Annotated in this window: 27 protein-coding genes; 20 read left to right on the top strand and 7 right to left on the bottom strand. The window is 45.1% G+C overall.

What is annotated here, in order from left to right:
* On the top strand, positions 1-405 hold the full coding sequence (locus tag OA79_RS13580; protein WP_063333779.1) for a DUF2802 domain-containing protein: 405 nt from the start codon (positions 1-3) through the stop codon (positions 403-405).
* Here the strand turns inward: OA79_RS13580 and OA79_RS13575 are convergent.
* Together OA79_RS13575 and OA79_RS13570 are read right to left on the bottom strand one after the other, a co-directional pair.
* Positions 396-644 carry an EscU/YscU/HrcU family type III secretion system export apparatus switch protein gene (locus OA79_RS13575; protein WP_063333854.1) on the bottom strand — a complete coding sequence of 83 codons (249 nt, stop codon included), beginning with the start codon at positions 642-644 and terminating at the stop codon, positions 396-398. The two genes, OA79_RS13580 and OA79_RS13575, sit on opposite strands and share 10 nt — an antisense overlap.
* Positions 644-2,491, bottom strand: a complete 1,848-nt coding sequence (locus tag OA79_RS13570; RefSeq protein WP_063333778.1) for a flagellar hook-length control protein FliK — start codon at positions 2,489-2,491, stop codon at positions 644-646. The genes OA79_RS13575 and OA79_RS13570 overlap by 1 nt, the downstream gene beginning before the upstream one ends.
* Before the next feature lie 70 nt (positions 2,492-2,561).
* Between OA79_RS13570 and ccmA the strand changes: the two genes are divergently transcribed.
* From ccmA to OA79_RS13510, 12 genes are all read left to right on the top strand, one after another.
* Positions 2,562-3,215, top strand: coding sequence for a cytochrome c biogenesis heme-transporting ATPase CcmA (ccmA, locus tag OA79_RS13565; protein ID WP_331709329.1), 654 nt, complete (start codon positions 2,562-2,564; stop codon positions 3,213-3,215).
* Positions 3,212-3,874, top strand: coding sequence for a heme exporter protein CcmB (gene ccmB / locus OA79_RS13560; RefSeq protein ID WP_082825473.1), 663 nt, complete (start codon positions 3,212-3,214; stop codon positions 3,872-3,874). Before ccmA ends, ccmB begins: the two co-directional genes overlap by 4 nt.
* Positions 3,874-4,620 (top strand): heme ABC transporter permease, encoded by a 747-nt coding sequence (locus tag OA79_RS13555; protein WP_063333775.1) that lies wholly within the window; start codon positions 3,874-3,876, stop codon positions 4,618-4,620. The genes ccmB and OA79_RS13555 overlap by 1 nt, the downstream gene beginning before the upstream one ends.
* Positions 4,610-4,780, top strand: coding sequence for a heme exporter protein CcmD (ccmD, locus tag OA79_RS13550; RefSeq protein WP_063333774.1), 171 nt, complete (start codon positions 4,610-4,612; stop codon positions 4,778-4,780). The genes OA79_RS13555 and ccmD overlap by 11 nt, the downstream gene beginning before the upstream one ends.
* A 3-nt stretch (positions 4,781-4,783) precedes the next feature.
* Entirely contained in the window at positions 4,784-5,230 is a 447-nt protein-coding gene (gene ccmE / locus OA79_RS13545; protein WP_063333773.1) for a cytochrome c maturation protein CcmE, read from the top strand.
* 19 nt (positions 5,231-5,249) lie between these two features.
* Positions 5,250-7,190 carry a heme lyase CcmF/NrfE family subunit gene (locus OA79_RS13540; protein ID WP_063333772.1) on the top strand — a complete coding sequence of 647 codons (1,941 nt, stop codon included), beginning with the start codon at positions 5,250-5,252 and terminating at the stop codon, positions 7,188-7,190.
* Entirely contained in the window at positions 7,190-7,696 is a 507-nt protein-coding gene (locus OA79_RS13535) for a DsbE family thiol:disulfide interchange protein (protein WP_063333771.1), read from the top strand. The genes OA79_RS13540 and OA79_RS13535 overlap by 1 nt, the downstream gene beginning before the upstream one ends.
* Positions 7,696-8,097: a cytochrome c-type biogenesis protein gene (locus tag OA79_RS13530; RefSeq protein WP_063333770.1), complete on the top strand. Its 402-nt coding sequence runs from the start codon at positions 7,696-7,698 to the stop codon at positions 8,095-8,097. The genes OA79_RS13535 and OA79_RS13530 overlap by 1 nt, the downstream gene beginning before the upstream one ends.
* On the top strand, positions 8,094-9,272 hold the full coding sequence (locus OA79_RS13525) for a tetratricopeptide repeat protein (protein WP_063333769.1): 1,179 nt from the start codon (positions 8,094-8,096) through the stop codon (positions 9,270-9,272). The genes OA79_RS13530 and OA79_RS13525 overlap by 4 nt, the downstream gene beginning before the upstream one ends.
* 66 nt (positions 9,273-9,338) lie before the next feature.
* Positions 9,339-10,373, top strand: coding sequence for a cell division protein ZipA (zipA, locus tag OA79_RS13520; protein ID WP_063333768.1), 1,035 nt, complete (start codon positions 9,339-9,341; stop codon positions 10,371-10,373).
* Positions 10,374-10,458: 85 nt separating this feature from the next.
* Positions 10,459-12,480 (top strand): NAD-dependent DNA ligase LigA, encoded by a 2,022-nt coding sequence (gene ligA, locus OA79_RS13515; protein ID WP_197465397.1) that lies wholly within the window; start codon positions 10,459-10,461, stop codon positions 12,478-12,480.
* Positions 12,481-12,717 carry a YheU family protein gene (locus OA79_RS13510; protein WP_063333766.1) on the top strand — a complete coding sequence of 79 codons (237 nt, stop codon included), beginning with the start codon at positions 12,481-12,483 and terminating at the stop codon, positions 12,715-12,717.
* 36 nt (positions 12,718-12,753) lie between these two features.
* Here the strand turns inward: OA79_RS13510 and cysE are convergent, their stop codons facing one another.
* Positions 12,754-13,578, bottom strand: coding sequence for a serine O-acetyltransferase (cysE, locus tag OA79_RS13505; protein WP_063333765.1), 825 nt, complete (start codon positions 13,576-13,578; stop codon positions 12,754-12,756).
* Between the two features lie 117 nt (positions 13,579-13,695).
* Between cysE and OA79_RS13500 the strand changes: the two genes are divergently transcribed.
* Positions 13,696-14,025, top strand: a complete 330-nt coding sequence (locus OA79_RS13500; RefSeq protein WP_063333764.1) for a hypothetical protein — start codon at positions 13,696-13,698, stop codon at positions 14,023-14,025.
* Positions 14,026-14,110: 85 nt separating this feature from the next.
* Here OA79_RS13500 and mnmC read toward each other — a convergent pair whose 3' ends face one another.
* Both mnmC and OA79_RS13490 read right to left on the bottom strand, forming a co-directional pair.
* Positions 14,111-16,114: a bifunctional tRNA (5-methylaminomethyl-2-thiouridine)(34)-methyltransferase MnmD/FAD-dependent 5-carboxymethylaminomethyl-2-thiouridine(34) oxidoreductase MnmC gene (mnmC, locus tag OA79_RS13495; RefSeq protein ID WP_063333763.1), complete on the bottom strand. Its 2,004-nt coding sequence runs from the start codon at positions 16,112-16,114 to the stop codon at positions 14,111-14,113.
* Positions 16,104-16,655 carry a peptidylprolyl isomerase gene (locus OA79_RS13490; protein ID WP_063333762.1) on the bottom strand — a complete coding sequence of 184 codons (552 nt, stop codon included), beginning with the start codon at positions 16,653-16,655 and terminating at the stop codon, positions 16,104-16,106. The genes mnmC and OA79_RS13490 overlap by 11 nt, the downstream gene beginning before the upstream one ends.
* A gap of 82 nt (positions 16,656-16,737) precedes the next feature.
* Between OA79_RS13490 and OA79_RS13485 the strand changes: the two genes are divergently transcribed.
* A complete protein-coding gene (locus tag OA79_RS13485; RefSeq protein WP_063333761.1) occupies positions 16,738-17,037 on the top strand; it encodes a SelT/SelW/SelH family protein in 300 nt (99 codons plus the stop codon).
* A 79-nt stretch (positions 17,038-17,116) separates the two neighbouring features.
* Here OA79_RS13485 and OA79_RS13480 read toward each other — a convergent pair whose 3' ends face one another.
* Positions 17,117-17,419, bottom strand: a complete 303-nt coding sequence (locus OA79_RS13480) for a YciI family protein (protein ID WP_063333760.1) — start codon at positions 17,417-17,419, stop codon at positions 17,117-17,119.
* A 2-nt stretch (positions 17,420-17,421) separates the two neighbouring features.
* Positions 17,422-17,958: a septation protein A gene (locus OA79_RS13475; protein WP_063333759.1), complete on the bottom strand. Its 537-nt coding sequence runs from the start codon at positions 17,956-17,958 to the stop codon at positions 17,422-17,424.
* A gap of 65 nt (positions 17,959-18,023) precedes the next feature.
* Here OA79_RS13475 and OA79_RS13470 point away from each other — a divergent pair, with 65 nt between their 5' ends.
* The 5 genes from OA79_RS13470 (at position 18,024) to OA79_RS13450 (ending at position 21,818) form a co-directional block, all read left to right on the top strand.
* The gene (locus tag OA79_RS13470; protein ID WP_063333758.1) at positions 18,024-18,875 is read left to right on the top strand and encodes a PHP domain-containing protein; all 852 of its coding nucleotides are present in this window, start codon (positions 18,024-18,026) and stop codon (positions 18,873-18,875) included.
* 47 nt (positions 18,876-18,922) lie between these two features.
* On the top strand, positions 18,923-19,543 hold the full coding sequence (locus tag OA79_RS13465) for an L-threonylcarbamoyladenylate synthase (RefSeq protein ID WP_063333757.1): 621 nt from the start codon (positions 18,923-18,925) through the stop codon (positions 19,541-19,543).
* Between the two features lie 114 nt (positions 19,544-19,657).
* A complete protein-coding gene (gene rluB, locus OA79_RS13460; RefSeq protein WP_063333756.1) occupies positions 19,658-20,554 on the top strand; it encodes a 23S rRNA pseudouridine(2605) synthase RluB in 897 nt (298 codons plus the stop codon).
* Positions 20,555-20,584: 30 nt separating this feature from the next.
* On the top strand, positions 20,585-21,037 hold the full coding sequence (locus OA79_RS13455) for a DUF1499 domain-containing protein (RefSeq protein WP_063333755.1): 453 nt from the start codon (positions 20,585-20,587) through the stop codon (positions 21,035-21,037).
* 61 nt (positions 21,038-21,098) lie between these two features.
* On the top strand, positions 21,099-21,818 hold the full coding sequence (locus OA79_RS13450; protein WP_063333754.1) for a response regulator: 720 nt from the start codon (positions 21,099-21,101) through the stop codon (positions 21,816-21,818).
* The last annotated feature ends 2 nt before the right edge of the window (positions 21,819-21,820 follow it).

Here is a 21,820-nt window from a genome sequence, read left to right as displayed (position 1 = left end):
ATGGAATCTCAATGGTTGTTTAACCTTATTCTTGTTCTGCAGTTTGTTATGCTGCTGGCTTTGGTAACTTGGGCATTTCGTATGTCTAAAAAAATTAAACAGCTGAAAATACAACAAATGGAAGCGGGCGTTGACCATAAGAAACAGGTGCAGGTGTTGGCATCTGGTTCGATTGGTATGGGAAGACGGTTGGTCGCCATTGAGAAGAAATTGAATTTGGCGGTTGAGAAGCAATCTGAAATCTTATCAAAAGAGGGCAGTGTTTCTTACAACCGCGCGATGGAGCTATTGGAGATGGGGGCAACCATCGACGATTTGGTGTCTAAGTGCGGTTTAATCCGTGCTGAAGCTGAATTGATTAGCTTACTGAAAAAAGAGTCTCGGAAAAACTCAGACTACCATTGATGATCTTTGATTTGGTGGGCAAAGGCGATGATCTCTGCCACGGCCAAATATAAGGCTTCTGGGATTTCTTCTCCTAGTTCTAAGGTGCTGAGCATTTCAACCAGTTCAGGGCTTTGGTGTAACATAACGCCATTTTCTTCTGCCACTTCCATGATTTTTTCGGCCAATAAGCCACTACCTTTTGCCGCGACCATTGGCGCATTATTGTAATCGTATTTTAGAGCCACAGCTTTTTGCATCATGTCCTCACATCGATTAAAGAAGGCTGATTAATATGTTTGGTTTTCTCTGCCTGTTTAAGGTTGGCTTGAAAGGCGTCTATGCGTTCTATTTCAATGTCCTTTTGACTTAGCTTATCTTTTAAATTCGGCATGTTTCTTTGCAGCTTCTGTACAGTATCTAAGCTTTCAGCGGCAAATAGAATACCTACTTTATTACCTTGAATACTGGTTCTTGCATCAAAGCGGCCGGTTTCTTCAAAATCAAATTGTAGCTTCACTAACCAGCGACGATCATGATCCGTGGCATCGGATTGGCTGGGGTCCTTATCTATCTCAACTTGAATCAGCCGATGTTGTTGATGCTCCTTGATGGGGATCTCAATCTGTAGTGGGTAAATCTGTGTATTAATCTGCCCCGGTTCAGCTAAATGCCGCAGTTGATTGGTGGTGATCCTTTCAATGGCGCTGGCAATTTGCTCGGTGGGCAAAGATGCCGCACTGCGTTGAGTAGGGAGCATTTCCTGACTGTCTTTGAGCCTTTCAAGATTGAGTTTAAGGTCCGCTGGGATTTGCAGTTTTTGGTCATTTAATAGCAAGGACTCAGAAAACAAGCCGCTGGTTTGCATGGCTTGCTTCATGGATTCCGCCCCAGAGGTGATTTGTGAAAGGCTAGGAAGATGTTGAACTAGTTGTTTAAGTGCCTCTTGAGTTCGGGCTGGCATTTCACCATCGGCCGAGTCTGCAATCGTTTGCAGCTGATTAATGAGTCTTGTCATATCGGCGGCGGGCAATTGTTTGGGTAAACTTTGCCTTAGGGCTTCAGTCTGAATTGGTCGCGTCGAGTTTTGCTCTTTTGCTGGTAAGGCCTGTAGTTGATGGTTAGCATCAACAAAGACACGTATGGTATCGCCTTTCTTCAGTGGTGTTTGGGTGATGATTTGAAATTCTGTTTGACCGTCGGTGACTTTTACAGCTTGAGCTGATGCCTGAGCCGGGTTTGATACGATGGATGATTGAGCGAGCGTTTGTTTGCTGCTGAGAGATGAAGCCGCTTGAGAATATTGCGCCGCTACCGTCGTCGTATTCGTGGTTTTGCTTGAGTTGCTGTTGATCTGCCCGAACGGTGTTGGATTCGTCGTATTTGAGCTTTGAGTGGTTTGGTTTGGTGTCGTTTGTCCTGGTGACGGTGGTGTCTGTAGTAAAGTGGCCTGTGCTGTTGGTGACAAATGGCTTGGTGTTGAATTCGGCTGACTCAATGGCGTCGTTGGATTTGATGTCTGAGAATTTGCTTGAGGCGTGATAGATGCTGACGTTGTGTTCGTTTGATTGGTTGTCATGGCCGTACCATGGCTGCTGACGCTTGGTGTGGCATTTGTCGTTGTTGGATTGGTCACAACCCCTGTGGCACCAGTAGAGACTTGGCTGGCGGCTGAGTTTGGTAAATTAGACACGACAGTCAGCTGAATGACTTGCGAAGCAATGTTCAGGCTGTGTGTGCGACTCGGCACCCCTGTGACTGGTTGATTGCTGAGTCTGGTGGCCGATTGATCGGCTGGCAGCTGAAGAGTGGCTTGGTGAGATCCCACTTTGTTGAGTTTGACATTGTTCAAGTCCGTAATGTCGATAGGTGTGCCATGATTGATTAAGGTGAAGGGCTGATGCTGACTGGAAGCATGCAATAGCTGGACAGGTTTACCTTGGAATAAGGTCGTCTCACTGCCCTGAAATTTAATCAAACTTAGGTTTTCGATCAGTTTCATTTCATTGCTTAATTTGGCAATGGTGCCTAGATTGCTGACATTGACCGAGCCTCCGTCTGATGTGGAGGCTCGGCCATTGATTAAGGATTTTATGTCAGAGATCATCTTGACTGCCTATTAGATCGTTATTTTAGAAAGATTCTCATATAATGAGTCTAAGCTATTTTAGCGTAGTTTGTGTTATTCCCTTTATCGGCAAAAATGGATAAATCTTTTGCAGTCTTATGTATCTTTAACATTGTCGAACATTTCGATTGAGCGTGGAGAGCGTGATCTATGCAAGGGGTTATCAGTGGTTGCGCAGTTTGGTCGTTTGTATCAAATTGTTGGGGAGAACGGCGCAGGTAAATCTTCCTTATTAAAAGTTATTGCAGGATTGTTGAGACCCATAGAGGGGGACATCTACCTAGATGATCGCGTGATCAGCGCAGCGATGAATCAATGGTCACGAGATTGCCTTTATCTTGGGCATCAAGACGGTGTTAAAAAACTATTAACGGTTGAAGAAAACATTCGTTGTTATTGTCCCAAGGCTTCTGCAGAAAATATCCATACAGCATTGGCTCAGTTAGATTTACTGTCTTATCAACATACCCCAGTGAAACAGCTTTCTGCAGGGCAAGCTAAACGTGTAGCTTTGTCTCGATTGTGGTTATCTGATCAAGCCATTTGGCTATTGGATGAGCCGTTTAGTTCTCTTGATGTGAAAGGGCGTGCTTTGTTGGAGGATAAGCTAGAACAACAGCTTATCCGAGGAGGGCTTGTTATTTTAACCACGCACCAAGCTTTATTGAGAATCGATGCCCAGTCGATTGAATTAACCTTATGACCTATTTTTCGTTTCTCCGAGCTGAATGTTGCCTAGTGTGGCGACGTAAGCAAAATGTGGTTAACAGTGTGTTGTTTTTTCTTTTAGTCATTGTATTGTTTCCACTTGGTATTGATGCCACGCCGATGTTTTTATCAAAAGCCGCGAGTGGCATTATTTGGTGTGCGGCCGCATTGGCTATTTTGACGTCCATTGACAGTCTATTTAAAGAGGACTACCACGACGGATCGTTAGAACAATGGCTCATCAGTGGCTTGTCTGTACCTATCCTAGTGTTAATTAAGATGACCCTGCATTGGCTGTTTATTGCTTTACCCTTGTTGCTGCTCTCGCCTATTTTGAGTGAAGTGTTATATTTGCCGGATAACAGTTTTTGGCCTCTGTTTCTCAGCATAGTGCTGGCTACCCCCAGTTTGTTTTTATTAGGGGGAATCGGATCGGCGATAACGGTATCTTTGCGTCAAGGTGGGGTGTTGATGTTATTGATTGTCTTGCCTTTGTATTTACCAATTATTATTTTTGCGACTTCTATCACAAAGGCAGCTCAAGTGGGATTGCCTTATGATGCCCCTTTGGCCATTTTGGCCGCGATTTTTTTAGTCAGTTTAGTGGTGTCGCCATTAATGACGGCCATTAGTATTAAAGCGAGTGTAAATTAATGAGTTGGGCTTGGTTTCATCGGTTAGGGTCACCAAAGTGGTTTTATGGTCGTTTTAAAGCTTGGCCAAAGCCTTTATTTTGCTTGGCTTGTTTGTGCTTGGTGGTGGCAATGGTATGGGGATTGGCCATTGCACCACCGGATTATCAACAAGGTAACAGCTTTCGTATTATTTATGTGCATGTGCCGGCCGCTATCCTAGCTCAGTCTTGTTACTTTGCCATGGGAATAGCGGGCATCGTGTATTTGGTGTGGCAAATCAAAATGTCCCCCATATTCTTGCAGGCAGCGGCACCTTTTGGGGCATTAATGGCGTTTACCGCCTTATTAACCGGCTCAATTTGGGGAAAACCGACGTGGGGAACTTGGTGGGTCTGGGATGCCAGATTAACGTCTGTTTTGGTTTTGTTGTTCTTATACATGGGGGTCATCGCCGTGCAGTCAGCATTGGAAGAAAGGCCCTTAGCAGACAAAGCCGCAGCCGTGGTCAGTGTAGTAGGATTATTGAACTTACCCATCATTAAATACTCTGTAGAGTGGTGGAATACGTTACATCAAGGGGCGACGTTTTCGATTACTGAGCCGCCCAGTATGCCAATGGCTATGTGGTTGCCTTTATTGTTTGCTGTGATAGGGCTGTATTTATTGACTGCCGCGGTGATTATGTGGCGAATGCAAACCGAGATTATGCGGCGTGAAGCGAGAACTCAATGGCTAAAGCAAGAGGTGCTAAGTGATGGCATTTGATAGTGTCGCAGATTTTTTCATCATGGGTAAACATGGATTGTATGTGTGGTCTGCTTACGGAATAAGTAGTTCGATGCTGGTGGCCTTCATTCTTCTGAGTTTACGCGAGCGTCGTAAAGTGCGACGTCAGTTGCATAAACGTTTTTTGAGAGATCAATAAAGTATGCATGCGGTCCGTCGTAAGCGTTTGTTGTTTATCGTGTTGATTGTTTCTTTGCTGGCTTCTGCTTTGGGGTTGGTATTGTATGCGTTACAGCAAAATATCAATCTCTTCTATTCTCCTGCTCAGATCGCCGCTGGTGAGGCGCCCCTAGAGACGACGATTCGCGCCGGTGGCATGGTGGTGGAAGGGAGTTTGGCTCGTCAACCTGATAGTCTCACTTTGGCCTTTAATGTGACGGACTTTCAGCACTCATTACGTATTGAATATACAGGCATTTTGCCCGATTTGTTTCGCGAAGGACAAGGGGTTGTTGCCCTTGGGAAACTCAGAGCAGACGGTGTCTTTGAGGCTTCTGAAGTGTTAGCAAAACACGATGAAAAGTACATGCCACCAGAGGTGACGGACGCATTAAAGTCTCGTCAAATGACTTCAGAATCATCTTATTAAGGACATTGTGACGCGGTTTATGTTTCCCGAAATTGGTCAGTTTTCTCTTATTCTCGCTTTGTTTTTTGCCGTCGCATTGGCGACATTGCCTATGGTCGGCTATTTCCGTCAAAGCCGATTGTTACTCAATACCGCACGTCCATTGACTCATATTATGGTGTGTCTGGTGGTAATTGCGTTTTTACTGCTGGCATGGGCGTTTATCACCGACGACTTTTCTGTCTTATACGTTAGCCAAAATTCCAATGTAGATTTACCGTTGCGATATAAGTTTAGTGCGGTTTGGGGCGGACATGAAGGCTCATTATTATTGTGGGTTTTGATTCTGGCCTTGTGGTGTCTGGCCGTGGCGCTGAGATTAGACAGTTTACCTCAGACGATTGGTCCCTTGGTTCTGTCAGTGCTAGGTTGGGTGGCGAGTGGCTTTTTGGCGTTTCTGTTGTTTACTTCGTCGCCTTTTGTGCGGATTCTGCCCGATGTGCCGACTAGTGGAGGCGATTTAAATCCCTTATTGCAAGATATTGGCTTAATTCTACACCCGCCTATTTTATACATGGGCTATGTCGGTTTCTCAGTGGCGTTCGCCTTTGCTGTGGTGGCTTTGATAACCGGGAATTTAAACGCTTATTGGGCGCGTTGGGCTCGCCCTTGGACCGCGGCCGCTTGGGCTTCATTAACCTTAGGGATTACGTTAGGAAGCTGGTGGGCGTATTACGAACTAGGTTGGGGGGGCTGGTGGTTTTGGGACCCAGTTGAAAATGCCTCCTTTATGCCTTGGTTAGCCGGCACGGCTTTGCTGCATTCATTAGTGGTAACGGAAAAACGTGGTGTGTTTAAAAGTTGGACGGTATTGCTGGCCATTTTTACCTTTAGTTTGTCGTTGCTTGGGACATTTCTTGTTCGTTCTGGCGTATTAACGTCGGTTCATGCTTTTGCCGCTGATCCAACCCGAGGCGTGTTTATTCTGGCTTTATTGGTTGTCTTAGTGGGTGGCAGTTTACTGCTTTATGCTTTGCGAGCGGGGCAAGTGCGTTCGTCAGTGAACTTTGGTTTCAGTGGCCGAGAAGCTTGGTTATTGTTAAATAATATTTTATTGAGCGTACTGACGTTAACCGTTCTATTAGGCACCTTGTACCCACTTTTATTTGATGCTTTAGGTATGGGGCGAATTTCCGTCGGAGCGCCATATTTTAATGCGGTGTTTGGTCCTATTGCTTTATGTCTGATGGTGTTTATGGCGATCGGGCCTTTTTCTAAATGGCATCACACGAAATTGGCTTCTTGGTGGATACCTATATTGGGAGCTGCTCTGCTATCAATGGGTTTGGCGGCAACGATTGTGTTTTGGCAGACGTTTGATTGGCTTACTTGGTGCAGTTTGAGCGTGGCTTTTTGGGTGATGTCTATGACCTTGCTGGATTGGTTCAATAAGCAATTTATGGCCGGAAAGCAAAGGCTTAATCAGTGGCGAACCTTACCAAGTCGTTATTACGCTATGGTGATTGCGCATTTCGGTATGGCGATCAGTTTGGTCGGCGTCATCATGGTGAGTGTGAACAGTCATGAGACCATGTTGAAAATGTCGCCGGGCGGTCAAGCTGAAGTTGGTGGCTATGTGTTTGTGTTTGATTCCATGGAATTGATAAAAGGACCGAATTATCTGTCCGATCGAGGCCATTTTCAGGTCTATCAGCAAGGTCATCTGGTAGCCGATTTGCACCCAGAAAAACGTTTTTTTACGACCCGACAACAAGTCATGACGGAAGCCGCATTAGGCGCTGGTTTCACTCGTGATTTATACCTTTCATTAGGTGAAAAGCTGGAAGACGGTGCTTGGGGCGTTCGTATCCATATTAAATCCTTTGTGCGTTGGATCTGGTTAGGTGGCTTACTGATGGTGCTGGGTGGGATGTTAGCGGCTTTCGATAAACGTTATCGACAGAAAAGGAAGAAAGCATAATGAAACGCATTGTATTATTTTTGCCTTTTCTGGTGTTCTTAGTTTTGGGTGTTGTGTTCTATTTTCTATTGGGTAAAGACACCCAATACATGCCATCGGCTTTGATTGGTCAGCCTGTTCCTCAGTTTCAGTTAGTGACGTTGAAGGGAGAACAGATCAAACAGACGGACGACTTACCTAAAGGCTCATATTTAATTAATTTTTGGGGGACTTGGTGTCCATCTTGTCATGTTGAACATCCGTATTTAATGACCTTAGCTGAGCAAGGGGTGACCATCATTGGCATTGACTACAAAGACCAACAAGCCGCGGCGAGGCAATGGTTACGAGACAAAGGCAATCCCTATACTTTGGTGCTGATGGATGAGTTAGGTCAATTTGGTTTAGATATGGGGGTGACGGGTGCACCAGAAACGTTTGTGGTCAATGCAGAAGGGAAAATTGCTTATCGATTACAGGGTGTTTTGAATGCGCAAAGTTGGCAAGTGATCAAGGCGTATTTGTGATGATGAAACAACTCCTAATCGGCTTGGTTTTATTGGGTCTGGTGAATACTACGTTCGCAGAAGAGCGAATGACCTTCCGTTCTGAACTGAATCAAGTGCGTTATCAAAGCTTGATTAAAGAATTACGTTGTCCAAAGTGTCAAAATCAAAACCTTGCTGATTCTAATTCAGGTATTTCTGTGGACTTAAGACAGCAAGTACACAACATGATTGAATCAGGCAAAACCGATCAAGAAATAGTGGATTACATGGTCGCACGTTATGGCACCTTTGTACTTTACCGACCACAAAATACCCCCGCCACTTTTTTGCTCTGGTATGGTCCCTTTATTCTGCTATTGGGTGGTGTCGTGTTGTTTGTGGCCGTACTGATGAAAAACCGTGGTAGGGGAAGCAAATGATGTTAGCAAGTCTCCTCATAATCACTTTGTTAATAAGCTGCTTTGGCTATTTTTTTTGGTATTTAGGTCGACAGCAAACATTAGATGATCAAACTCATGAGGCGTTTTTCGACCTTCGCCAAACTGAAATTGCAGATGAGACGCAATTAGGTCAACTTTCAGATGAGGAATCTCAGCAGTTAACGGCGGATTTAGCATTTGAAAAAAAAGTGAGTCAAACAAAGGTAAGTTTTAGTTCAGCTGTTCAGGGCCGATTCGCAGAGTGGTGTGTGTTGTTGTTTTTCACCCTAGCCGTTGTCGGCAGCGTTAGTCTTTATCAAGACTTAGGTTATGCGAAAGACGTTCAATTCCACCAAGCCATGGGGGCGGAGACATTATCCCCAGCACAAGTTTCGGCCTTCTTGCAATATCGCAGCCGTCGTTATGATCGTGCTGAAGATTGGTATTATGAAGCGGTTGATGAAGTACAAGCAGGTCAGTATTCCAAGGCCGTGTTGGCATTTGAAAAAGCCTTAGAAAGATTGCCAGCAGACAGCCAGGATAGGTTAAATTTGTTGGTGGAATACGCTCAGGCGATTTTTTACGCGAACCAGAATCAAAGTTCAGAAGCATTAGAAAAAGCCTTACAACGTATTTTTGCGATCGCGCCGAATCAACCGAATGCGTTGGGTTTAAAAGGCGTCATTGAGTTTGATCAAGCGAATTACCTAGGCGCCGTGTTGGCTTGGCAAGAAGCCATTCGTTATAACCCTAATTCTGCAGAGCGAATGGCGTTATTGGCAGCCATTCGTAAAGCCAGACAGCTTGGTAAGATTAGTTATCAAACGTTGGCCCCAATCATCACTGACCAGATTGCTGTGCAATTAACCTGGCAAGCAACAGACAGACAATGGCAGCCAAATGATGTGCTTTTAGTGTATGCTCAAGTGTCTGGACAGAAAATGCCTGTGGCTATACAAAGAGTATTACCACAGGATTTGGCAAGTCCAATTCTGTTAACAAACCTGGATGCTTTAATGCCGACGGTAAACTTAGCTGAGGTGGAGCAAGTTGATCTTGTCGTAAAATTGGCCAATTTACAGGATGCAGATTTGACCAAAGGTCAAATTATCGGCATAAAACGGGACGTGGTTACAAATCGTAAAGAGATTTTTACGATCAAGCTGGCCTTATAATTGAATACTGATGCGCTTCGTCTGATAATATATCCAACTTTCACTTAATGTAATTCGGAATGAGTAATGGAATTTAGCTTGCGTGAGTGGCTAATCTTAATTGGTGTCGTCATTATTGTCGTCATCCTAATAGATGGTTTTCGTCGTTACAAAAAGGGCCAAGAGGCAAATTCAACCGATCAAAATTCATCTCGTTCTTCGGACGAGGTCGTTTTGCGTCATCGATCTTCTGTGCAGTTTGATGAGAGCGAACTCGATGAACCTGAACCCCCTCACAAAGACCCTATATCGAGTGCCTTCGAAACGGCACGTAAAACCGCCAAAGCGCCTTTGACCGATGTGCCTCATAAAGTCGATTCTGGCCCTGAGCTACAGCGCACAGAAGAGCTGCATTTAGACGAATTAGCCTCCCTTGTACCGGAGCGAGACTTTGGTGACTCGGCTATTTCCGAGCAAAATTATTCTGATGACGGTTTTTATGAGCAAGATGAATTGGATCTTGGTTATGCTGACGTCGTTGATACCGATGAACAAAGAACGATTTTTCATACCGAAGACTATGAACGCAGTTATTCTGAAGTCGATATTGATCAAGTAACACCGCAAGGCTCGTTGGATGACATGGACGAGGACGAGAGTGAAGATGACGATGCCAACATGGCGGAGATCGAAGAAGTCATCGTGATTAATATTTTCGCACCTGAAGAACAAAATTTTGCAGGTATGGAACTACTGCAACTGATTTTAAACTGCGGCATGCGTTACGGTGAAATGGACATATTCCATCGTCATGAGGATGGCTTTGATCGTGGTCGCGTGCAATTCAGTATGGCCAACGCCATTGAGCCAGGTACCTTTGATTTAGACACCATGGGGGAAAGTGATTGCCCAGGTGTGAGTTTCTTTATGGGCTTACCAGGGCCTAAAAACAGCATGAAGGCATTCGATTTTATGTTGGAAACGGCGCAAACCCTAGTACGTAATTTAGGTGGGGAATTGAGAGACGAAAGACGCTCACCAATGAGTGATCAAACCATTGCTCACTGCCGACAGCGAATTCGAGACTTTGAACGCCGTCGACTAATGCGTAACAAGCAATAAACTGAATTCAGACGACAAGGCCCTAACGGGCCTTGATTGTTTTAGACGATATATTTTGAGTGGATTTATGAGTCAAGAGAACACAATGAGTCGTGAACAAATGCTGGCTTTAATTGAGCAGTTGAACGATTACAGCTATGCCTATCATGTTAAAGATGCACCAATGGTGCCAGACGCTGAGTACGATCGCCAGTATCGCTTATTGCAAACCGTGGAAGCGGAACACCCAGATTGGATTCAAGCGGATTCGCCCACTCAACGTGTTGGTGAAAAGCCGGATAACGGTTTCGCCAATGTGGCGCATACTGTGCCTATGTTGTCCCTTGATAATGCATTTGACAATGAATCACTACAAGACTTTGATCAGCGGGTGACCAAGTTTCTTGGTGCTGAACGTGAAATTGTGTATTGCTGCGAGCCTAAATTAGATGGTTTAGCCATTAGTATACGCTACGAAAATGGTCGTTTAGTACGAGGCGTCACTCGAGGCGATGGTTTATCCGGTGAAGACATTACCTCCAACATCAAAACCTTATATTCCGTGCCGCTTAAATTAAGAACAGAGACTCCGCCTGCCGTGTTGGAAGTGCGTGGCGAAATTTATATGCCAAAAGACGGCTTTGATAAACTGAACCAGCAAGCGGCTGAACAGGGTGAAAAAACCTTCGTTAATCCGCGTAATGCGGCAGCGGGGAGCTTGCGACAGCTGGACCCGAAAGTAACGGCATCGCGTCCTTTGGTGATGTGTGCTTACTCCATTGGTTATGTGGAAGGTTGGCAACAGCCAGATAGCCATTATGATGGTCTGCTGCAACTGAGTGAGTGGGGCTTTCGTACTAATGATCTGATGGCGCGAGTCGAAGGCGCTCAAGGGTGTATTGAATATTATGACATGCTGAGTGAAAAACGAGCGGGTTTGTCTTATGACATTGATGGCATTGTCTACAAAGTCGATGACATTAGTTTGCAGAATCAGTTGGGGTTTATTGCGCGTGCACCACGCTGGGCGATTGCTCGTAAGTTCCCCGCACAAGAAGAAATGACTCAAGTACTGGGCATTGATTTTCAAGTGGGGCGAACGGGTGCCATTACGCCTGTTGCCCGTTTAGAACCGGTATTTGTTGGCGGTGTTACCGTGTCGAATGCGACCTTACACAACAAAGATGAAATTGCGCGCTTAGGGGTTCAAGTAAAAGACTATGTAGTGATTCGTCGCGCGGGCGACGTAATTCCGCAAGTGGTGCAAGTGCTACAAGAGAAACGCCCAGACGATTCGACTTGCGTGGTCTTTCCCTCTGCTTGCCCTGTCTGTGGATCAGACGTGGAACAAGTAGAAGGTGAGGCGGTAGTGCGCTGTACCGGTGGCTTGGTGTGCGGTGCTCAATTGAAAGAATCCTTAAAGCATTTCGTGTCTCGTAAAGCCATGGACATTGATGGCTTAGGGGATAAGCTGATTGAACAATTAGTCGATCAAAAACTGGTTAAAACGCCGGTAGATATTTTTCGTTTAACGGATCAGAAAACCGCACTGCTGGCCATGGAACGCATGGGACAGAAATCAGTCGACAATTTATTGGCCTCCATCGAAGCGGCTAAACAGACCCAGTTTAATCGCTTTATTTATGCGTTAGGCATTCGTGAAGTGGGCGAGGCGACCGCTCGTGCGCTGACCAACTACTTTACTGAACTAGAGGCTTTGATGAGCGCGGATCAAGATGCCTTGGTGGAAGTCGAAGACGTTGGTCCAATTGTGGCGCAACATGTTCGAATGTTTTTTGATCAAGAGGTGAATCGCTCAACCATTCAAGGTTTGCTGGAAGCCGGCGTGGTGTGGCAAACCAAACACGCCGAGGATCAAGGCGAGCTGCCTTTAGCGGGTAAAACCTATGTGGTAACGGGATCATTGAGTCAGTTTAGTCGTGATCAAGTGAAGGATAAATTACAGGGGCTTGGGGCGAAAGTCAGTGGTTCTGTGTCAGCAAAAACCGATTGCTTAGTCGCTGGCGAAAAAGCGGGTTCGAAGCTAACTAAAGCGCAATCTTTGGATGTGAAAATCATTGATGAAGTTGGTGTCATTGCTTTGTTTGAAGAACATGGAGCCGTCTAAATGGATACACTCATTCCTTATGATTCACTGACCACAGAAACACTGGAAAATATTCTGGATGACATAGTCTCTAGAGAAGGGACTGATTACGGAAATTATGAGTTATCGGCGCTTCAGAAGCGTGAGCAGGCATTACGCGTATTGCAGACGGGCGAGGCCGTATTGTTATTTGATACGGAAAGCGAAACCATCACCATGGTGTCTAAGTCAGCATTGGAAAATAACGACCTCATGTGAGGTCGTTATTTTGTTTAACGGTGGTTCTGTAAAACCTCAAGACGTTGTTTTATCGCAATCTCGTAAGCAATGGTTGATGTTATGATCCATCACCAAGGCAGGTTCTTCCTCAGTGTTTCGACCAACCACTTTTGCTGGAACGCCAGCGACTGTGGTGTGGTGTTCAACGGGTTCTAGTACCACGCTACCAGCGCCCACTTTCGCCCCTTCACCTACTTCAATGTTGCCAAGAATTTTCGCACCTGCACCGATTAACACGCCTGAGCGTATTTTAGGGTGACGGTCGCCATGCTCTTTGCCGGTACCGCCAAGGGTAACCGATTGCAGGATAGACACGTTGTCCTCAATGACACAGGTTTCACCGACCACTAAGCCTGTGGCGTGGTCAAGCATGACACCACAGCCTATGGTGGCCGCTGGGTGAATATCGACACTGAATGCCATCGACATTTGGCCTTGTAGATATAATGCCAAGCTTCTTCTATTATTTTTCCATAGCCAGTTGGCGACTCGATAGGTCTGCAACGCGTGGAAGCCTTTGAAAAATAGCAGTGGCGTGGTGAAGCCGTCGCAAGCGGCATCACGTTCATTAATCGCTAAAATGTCTTGCTCGATGCAGCGGACAATGCCAGAGTGAGTATCGGCCATGGCTTCTTCGAAAACTTCGCGTAACACCATGGCGGGGATGGAAATGCTGTCTAACTTGCTGGCGAGCAAAAAACTTAACGCGGAACACAAAGAGTCATGACGTAATATGGTGGTATTAAAATAACTGGCCAGAATGGGTTCATCTTGGGCTAGCTTTTTAGCTTCAGCCTGTAAAGATTGCCATAAATTGTCAGATGTCACAGCATGACTCATTGATGCGCTCAAGGGGTATTCACCTATGTTAATTCAAGTTTAGAATGTAGGTTATAAGGTTAGGGTTAAACATTACAAGGGGCAAGTGTTAGATTGCTCAACAAAGTTGGAGATAATATGACTAAAAAAAATGTTGCTGATGCATTGCACATATTTTATGAACTAAATGCCTGTTTTTCAGATGCCTATTGGGAAACCAACGATATTGATCAAAAAGATCGTTTTTTTGCCATGAAATCCATTTTACAAGATGAATTAGACGAACTGCATAAGCTGAGTTTACAGGATCATGAATACCCTTATGAGCCAATGAACCCGAGTTTGCAACAACTCAGTAAAACGCTGCAGACTTTGTCGCCGAATCTGAATGAAATTGTCATGCGTCCACAGACCGCGACGCGTTTTGCCGATTTGATTCCGAGTGCTTGCGAGCTGTTTGAATCCTAAAACCAATTGGCCATTTTTAAAAAGCCTCAACTTTACTTTCTCTAAGGCTAGCCTTGAGTCAGAAGCAAAGAGAGGCTTTTTAATGTTATTGACTGCGTTTCATTTCACGAATTAAAAAGCGGCTAGGGTGCAATATGTGGCTGACCTTTTGCTCCAACGGTGAAGGTGTACCCAAAATTAAACTTGCTAAATATTGACCACTCAGAGGTGTAGAGACCAAACCTCGGGAGCCGTGGCCGATGTTTAAATACAGTTGGCTGCTGTCTTCGGCAATGTCATTGCATTGCCACTTCGCATTTCGACTCAGTTGAGCATAATGTTCCCGATACGCCTGCGGCGATTGAATGGGACCAATGATTGGCGTGTAGTCGGGCACCGCACAACGGAACGAGACACGTCCTTCGCAGTCTTCTGGGTTAAAAGTTTCGCTGGGTAAGTTCAATAAGCTTTCTAATATTTTGATATTTCGTTTATGGCCTTCAAGACGCACCGTCTGGTCTTGATCATTTAAATCGTATGTTGAACCAAAATGAACTTGATTGTTCAGTGGTGGCGAAACATAGCCAAATTCACACAACACCTTATCTAGCTTCAGTGAGTTGTCACTGTTGATGGCCTGTAAACAGCTTTGTTGTGCTTTGGACAGTGCGATGTTGGCCACTTGGCCTCGAATGGCGTAAGCCGGTGTTTCAGGGATGGCGGCAATTTTGTCCGTGTCATTCGCTGTGCATACCACCACATGAGAGAAGACGTCATGATCTTGTCCATTCTTCGCGATCCAACGCTCACCTTGATCGAGTTTGGCTTGGTCCGTCACGGCAATCAATGCTTCTAGACGGGTGTTTAGTTGTACCGTGATATTTGGGTGGTCGAGCAAAGTTTGACACAAAGGGTTTGGAGCCACCCAGCCAGATAAGGGCAGATAAAGGCTATCGTCTCTATCCTTAGAGGCTTGTAACACGGATTCTGGGTAACGTTTTCCTCTCAGTAATTTTTCAAAACGCTGCTTTTCTTGATCGTTTTTTGGGATCTGCGTTAAACCACAAGCACCCCAAAAAGCGCTCTTTTGATCCAGCTGTTGGTAGTGTCGTGTAGCATGTAAAAAAGCACTGAGATAAAAGCGATTAACCGGTGTGTCCTGAGAAGCCAATTTGGGATAAAGCATACCTTGAGGATTACCTGAAGCCCGATTGGCAACCAAGTGATCTTGTTCCCATACGGTTACCTTTACACCTTGTTTTGCTAAGGCATAGGCTGTATTGGCTCCCGCTAAACCTGAACCAACCACTAAGACCTTGGTGATGTGATTTGGTTTGCTGGGTCTGACATTAAACCAAGCTTGGCCTTGTGACATGCGTTCTGGCAGTGAGGCGGAATAAGGGAGTAGGCCAATGGCCATTTCTCTTTTATGACCAAAGCCTTTTACTTTATGCACTTCAAATCCCACTTTTTGTAAACCGCGACGAACAAGGCCGGCGGCGGTAAACGTGGCAAACGTGGTGCCTTGATGACTCAGTCGGTGAATGTGGTGAAAGAGTTTGTCACTCCACATTTCCGGGTTTTTACTCGGGGCGAAGCCATCCAAAAACCAGGCGTCCACATCGGCGTCAAGGGCGGTGAAACCGTCCTCGGCTTCGCCAAACCATAAGGAGAGTTGGATCCGGCCTTGGGCAAGCTGAATGCGGTGTAAACCATGGCAAAGTTCAGGATACGCAGCGATGAGCTCATCACTGTAGGCTTGTAGTGACGGCCACATTTTGAGCGCGGAGCACAAGGCATCTTTGCTCATTGGAAACTTTTCAACCGAGATGAAATGCAATTGCCTATCGATCGGCGCGTTTTCGATAAAGCTCTGCCAAGCGCATAGAAAATTTAACCCTGTGCCAAAGCCCGTTTCCGCAATCACAAAATGGTCTTGTTGCATGGCAGACCAACGTTCAGGCAAATGATTATGCTTTAAGAATACATATCGTGTTTCTTCTAAACCGGACTCTCGATCGAAGTAGACATCATCAAATTCACTGGAAATGGGCGCACCGTCGGCGCTCCAATCCAGTTTCGGGGAATCAAGGCAATAACTATTCAACACGTTTGATGCTCTCGATCATAACCGGTGTGCTAGGTACATTGTCATAAGGGCCTACTTTATGAGTGTTGCTGGCGGCAATCTCATCAACTACTTCCATTCCGGCTAATACAGAGCCAAAAACGGTGTAGCCTGCGCCACCACGTGCACCATGATTCAGAAAATGGTTGTCGACTTGATTAATAAAGAATTGTGAGGTGGCGCTATTAGGATCTTGTGTTCTTGCCATGGCCAAAGTGCCACGATTATTAGCAAGACCATTATCGCCTTCATAGGCAACGGCTTTGTGGGTAGATTTACGTCCCATATCTTGAGTGAAACCACCACCTTGAATCATAAAACCGCGCATAACGCGATGGAATATGGTGTCGTTATAAAAACCTTCATCCACATAACGCAAAAAGTTGGCCACAGTTTTTGGGGCGGCTTGCTCATTTAAATCTACTCGAATTGTGCCCTGTGACGTTACAATATCTACTTGTGTCGCTTGAGTTTGAGCGCTGAAAGCCAATAAGGTGAGGGCAGTCAAAATAAGGTGACGCATGAAACGGTTTCCTTTTAGGTTTGGCCTCTAAACATGAGGCGTTTTTCTATGTGGCCATTTATTTACTTGTTGGAGAAAGCAAATGCGAACGGCAGTGGTTGAAATTGAATATTGTACTTTATGTCGCTGGATGTTGCGCGCGGCTTGGTTAGCACAAGAGCTGCTGACAACCTTTGATGATGATATCAAAAGTGTGACCTTGTTGCCGAGTCAAGGTGGTATTTTTAAAGTCAGAGTCAACGGAGAAGAAATTTGGTGCCGTAAAGCGGAAGAAGGGTTTCCTGAAGCTAAGGTACTCAAGCAAAGATTGCGTGATGTGATTGATCCTGAACGCGATCTTGGTCATTCAGATGTGAAAGACAAAAAGCCACTTAACTCTTAATATCAGACATAAAAAAAGCGAAGATAAGTCTCTTCGCTTTTGCTCAGTGTGCTGAGATGGTTAACACGTCTTCGTGTGATTAGTTCGGGAAAACCTGCTTAAAAGGTTTTACTTCTACCGATTGATAGACGCCTGCTGCCACATAAGGGTCCGCTTCGGCCCAAGTTTTTGCCGCTTTTAGGTCGGTAAACTCAGCAATAATGATGCTGCCTGTAAAGCCAGCTTCCCCTGGAGTATCTGACTCTATCGCAGGATTAGGTCCGGCCAATACCAAGCGACCTTCTTTTTGTAAGGCTTCTAAACGCTCAAGATGAGCAGGACGTACCGATTGGCGTGCGCTTAGGCTGTTTGCTACGTCTTGCCCAACAATAGAATACAGCATAGTTATTCCTTATTCTGTAAGTGTGAAGACAAGTAAATGCCTTGCAGAATGATAAATACCACCGTCATTCCCAAAAGACCGAAGAGTTTAAAGTCTACCCAAATGTCTTCACTGAAATTGAAAGCCACATAGAGGTTGGTCACACCAGAGACAATGAAGAATCCAACCCAAGCGAGGTTTAATGTGCGCCAAACCTTAAAGGGTAACTCTAACTTGTCTCCCATCATGCGTTGAATGATATTTTTGTTGCCAATGAATTGGCTACCAAAAAACACAATGGCAAACAATCCATTCACTATGGTGGGTTTCCACTTAATAAAATCGCCATCGCCCATCAGTACGGTGGCGCCTCCAAGCAGCACAACAAGAGCGAGGGACACAAGGTGCATTTTTTCCACCGTTTTGTGCTTTAGCCAGGTGTAGCCAACTTGCAGAAGGGTTGCCGGAATTAAGACGGCGGTTGCTAAAATGATGTCGCCTGTCATTTTGTAGACAACAAAAAAGATAACAATGGGAAGAAAATCGAATAGTAATTTCATATAAAAACCAATTTATGTATGCTGGCTTATAATAACCATCATTCCTTTTAAAGAACAGTCCGTCTATGCCAGAAGCTGCGAGTTACCGAAAAGTAGATTTACATACCCATTCCACACGTTCCGATGGCAAACTTTCACCGACGCAATTAATTGACTTGGCGGCTGAGCAAAAAGTGAGTTTGTTTGCGTTAACCGATCACGACACATTGGATGGTTTAAGTGAAGCGCGACAACGAGCGGCCGAACATGATCTAAGCTTTATCAATGGTGTGGAATTATCGACCCAGTGGAATGGTATTCCTTTACACATGGTCGCGTTGAATTTCAGTGATGACAATTCGGCGTTGCAGGCGATAGTGAAACAAAATCAAACCATACGGCTAGATAGAGCAAGACGCATTGCTGATTTGTTGGTAAAGCAAGGCTTGCCTGACTTATTTGATGAAGCCATCGCTCTTGCAGGAGAAAGCCAATTAGGGCGGCCTCATTTTGCTCAGCTGTTGGTTGAGAAAGGGCTAGTGAAGGACGCCAATAAAGCCTTTGATCGTTATTTAGGTAATAAACGTTTGGGTAAATTAAGAGATGTTTGGCCAGAGCTTGAAGATGTCTTGGGTGCGTTAGCGGAACAGGGGATGGAGCTGATCTTGGCGCATCCAAAACGTTACCCATTAACGGTGACCAAATTACGCCGCTTATTAGGGGATTTTAGTAAGTGGGGGGGGACGGGTATCGAAGTGGCCTCCGGTAATGAACGTCCAGACCATGTTCGTTTATTGGAATCCTTATCCTTAACCTTTGGTTTAAAAGCCTCTGCGGGGAGCGATTATCATGGCCCTTTTGGGCCTTGGATGCAGGTCGGTAAATTTACCCAAATTCATGAGAGTCAGGTGGATTTGGTTTGGCAACATTGGCATTGAGCATAATCAGGGCAGAACAACTTCTTAATTGAGGTGGAGAAAGAAGTATGAGTCAATTTTTTCAAATACATCCAGAGAATCCACAAGTTCGCTTGATAAAACAAGCGGCGGAAGTGATTCGACAAGGTGGTGTGATTGTGTATCCAACGGATTGTGGCTATTCCTTGGGTTGTCATTTGGGGGATAAATCGGCGTTGGACAGAATACGTGCCATTCGGCGGTTGGACGACAAACACAACTTCACCCTAGTGTGCCGAGATTTATCTGAAATTTCGACTTATGCTCGTTTTGATAATCGTTTATATCGATTGTTAAAAAGTAACACGCCTGGCCCTTACACCTTTATCTTTTCGGCCACCTCAGAAGTGCCAAGACGTTTATTGCACCCAAAACGCAAAACCATTGGGATTCGTGTGCCCAATAATCGCATAGTCTCCGCTTTATTAGAGGAGCTGGGGGAGCCGATTATGAGTGCGTCCTTGATTTTGCCGGGTGAAACCGATCCAATGACGGATCCGTATGACATTCGCGATACCTTAGAACATGCTCTAGATTTAGTAATTGATGGCGGGTTTTGTGGCTTTCAACCCACTACGGTGGTGGCAATGGAGTCCGATAGCATCGAGGTCGTTCGAATTGGGGCTGGTGATCCAGCACCATTTACGTAAATTGTTGTATTTTCAGCTGTTAGCCCCTGTTTGTCTGGCTTATAATACAGGATATTAAAGATTGAAATTTGTTGATATAGGTTGCTGAGAAGCATTCCCCAAAAGAGGTTCGTAATGGACGAAAAGTTACAGAAAGTATTAGCACGTGCAGGACAAGGTTCTCGACGTGAAATGGAAAACCGTATCCGCGAAGGTCGCGTCATGGTCAATGGCGAAGTGGCAACTTTGGGTGATCGTGTCAGCATCACGGATTCTATTACCATAGACGGTTATGCCATCGTGGCGACGGAAGCGGGTGCCAATCGCCGAGTCATCATTTACAACAAACCTGAAGGTGAAGTCTGCACACGTAAAGATCCAGAAGGTCGCACAACGGTATTTGAAAAGCTGCCTAAATTACGTGGTGAACGCTGGATTGCGGTTGGTCGATTAGACATTAATACCTCTGGTCTGCTGTTGTTTACAACCGACGGCGAGTTGGCCAATCGTCTGATGCACCCTTCCACAGAAATCGACCGAGAGTACTTGGTGCGAGTGATGGGAGAAGTAACGGACGAAAATTTAGACAATCTAAAAAAAGGTGTGAACCTTGAAGATGGTCCGGCAAAATTCACCGACATCGTCGATGGTGGTGGTGAAGGCATTAATCACTGGTTTTATGTTTGTTTGATGGAAGGTCGTAACCGAGAAGTTCGTCGCCTTTGGGAATCTCAAGGCGTGAAAGTAAACCGTTTGAAGCGTGTTCGTTTTGGACCGGTTTTCTTACCATCGAAAGCCAAGGTTGGTCGTTGGGTTGAGATGGAAAACGATGAGGTGAATGCGTTATGCGATCTAGTCGATTTACAATCAACGGCAACTCAGCCTAAGACTCAACAGCAAAAGCTGGATATGAAACGTAACAAGAATAAGGCGACAGCAGGTGGTGCTCGTCGTGCCAAAGGCTTTGATTGGCAATCAAGTGAAAAACCAGAATTTAAGCCGAAAAAGCCTGGCAAAAGATCATTTCGATAAATATCCGTCAAGGTTGGAGATAGAATAAGCATGGTTCGCTGGATGATTTTGTTGGTAGTAGTTTTACTCGCAGGCTTTTTTGTTTACGTCACAATGAACAATCAGATGCCAGAAGGATTAGGCGTTACAAATGGACAGTTGAAGCTTTGTTCCAGTTCTCCAAATTGTATTTCCACCCAAACGGATCAGACCGATGAGGTTCACTTTGCTGAGCCTCTGGTGTATTCCGGCAATCGTCAAGATGTGCAGCTACGAATTGAAGCCTATATGCTGCAACAAGGTGCTAAATTAGTTGATCATTCGCTGGGTTATGCGCACTTTGAGGTAGAAAGTGACATTGTCGGCTATATTGATGATGTAGAGTTTTATTTACCAAAAAGCGACAGTGTTGTGCATATTCGCTCTGCATCACGTGTTGGCTATTCTGATTTTGGAATTAATCGTGACAGAGTTAGACAAATCCAAAATCTTCTAGTAGATTGAAGTCAAGCTTGTTGATTTATAAGTAATTAAAACTAAAGCAGAAATTGGACGAGGACTGCCCATGAGTGTGAATGAAGACCAAACAATTTTGATTGTTGAGGATGATGAGCGCTTGGCCTCGCTCACCCAAGAATATTTACAGAAAAATGGTTTTAATGTGAGCGTTGAGCCTGATGGCCGTAAAGCCATTAGTCGAATTGTGAATGAACAACCTTCTCTGGTTATTTTGGATTTGATGCTACCTGGTGCAGACGGTTTTACTGTGTGTCGTAGTGTTCGTAATGACTATAAAGGCCCCATTTTGATGCTGACTGCACGCAGTGATGATGTGGATCAGATTCTTGGCCTAGAAATTGGTGCCGATGATTATGTATCCAAGCCAGCGAAGCCGAGAGTTTTGCTAGCAAGAGTACAATCACTGCTTCGTCGAAGCACACAAGATGTTGATTTAACACTTGATGCAACGAAGGAAGAACAAAACCTCGTTTTTGGTCCATTGAAAATTGATAATTCTCGCCGTGAAGCTTGGTTGTTGGACGAAGAAGTGGAGCTCACCAGCGCCGAATTTGATTTACTTTGGTTATTGGCGAGCAGTGCGGGTCGAATTCTTAGCCGTGAGGAAATCTTTGGTGAATTACGAGGTATTGAATACGATGGACAAGACCGTTCTGTCGATGTCCGTATTTCACGTATTCGTTCAAAAATTGGCGATGACCCGATTCATCCCCGCCGAATAAAGACCATTCGTAGTAAAGGTTATTTGTTCGTAAAAGAAGTATAAGG

The organism is Marinomonas sp. TW1 (assembly GCF_001625355.1).
Taxonomy (GTDB): domain Bacteria; phylum Pseudomonadota; class Gammaproteobacteria; order Pseudomonadales; family Marinomonadaceae; genus Marinomonas.
This window is presented reverse-complemented; position numbering and strand designations above follow the sequence as displayed.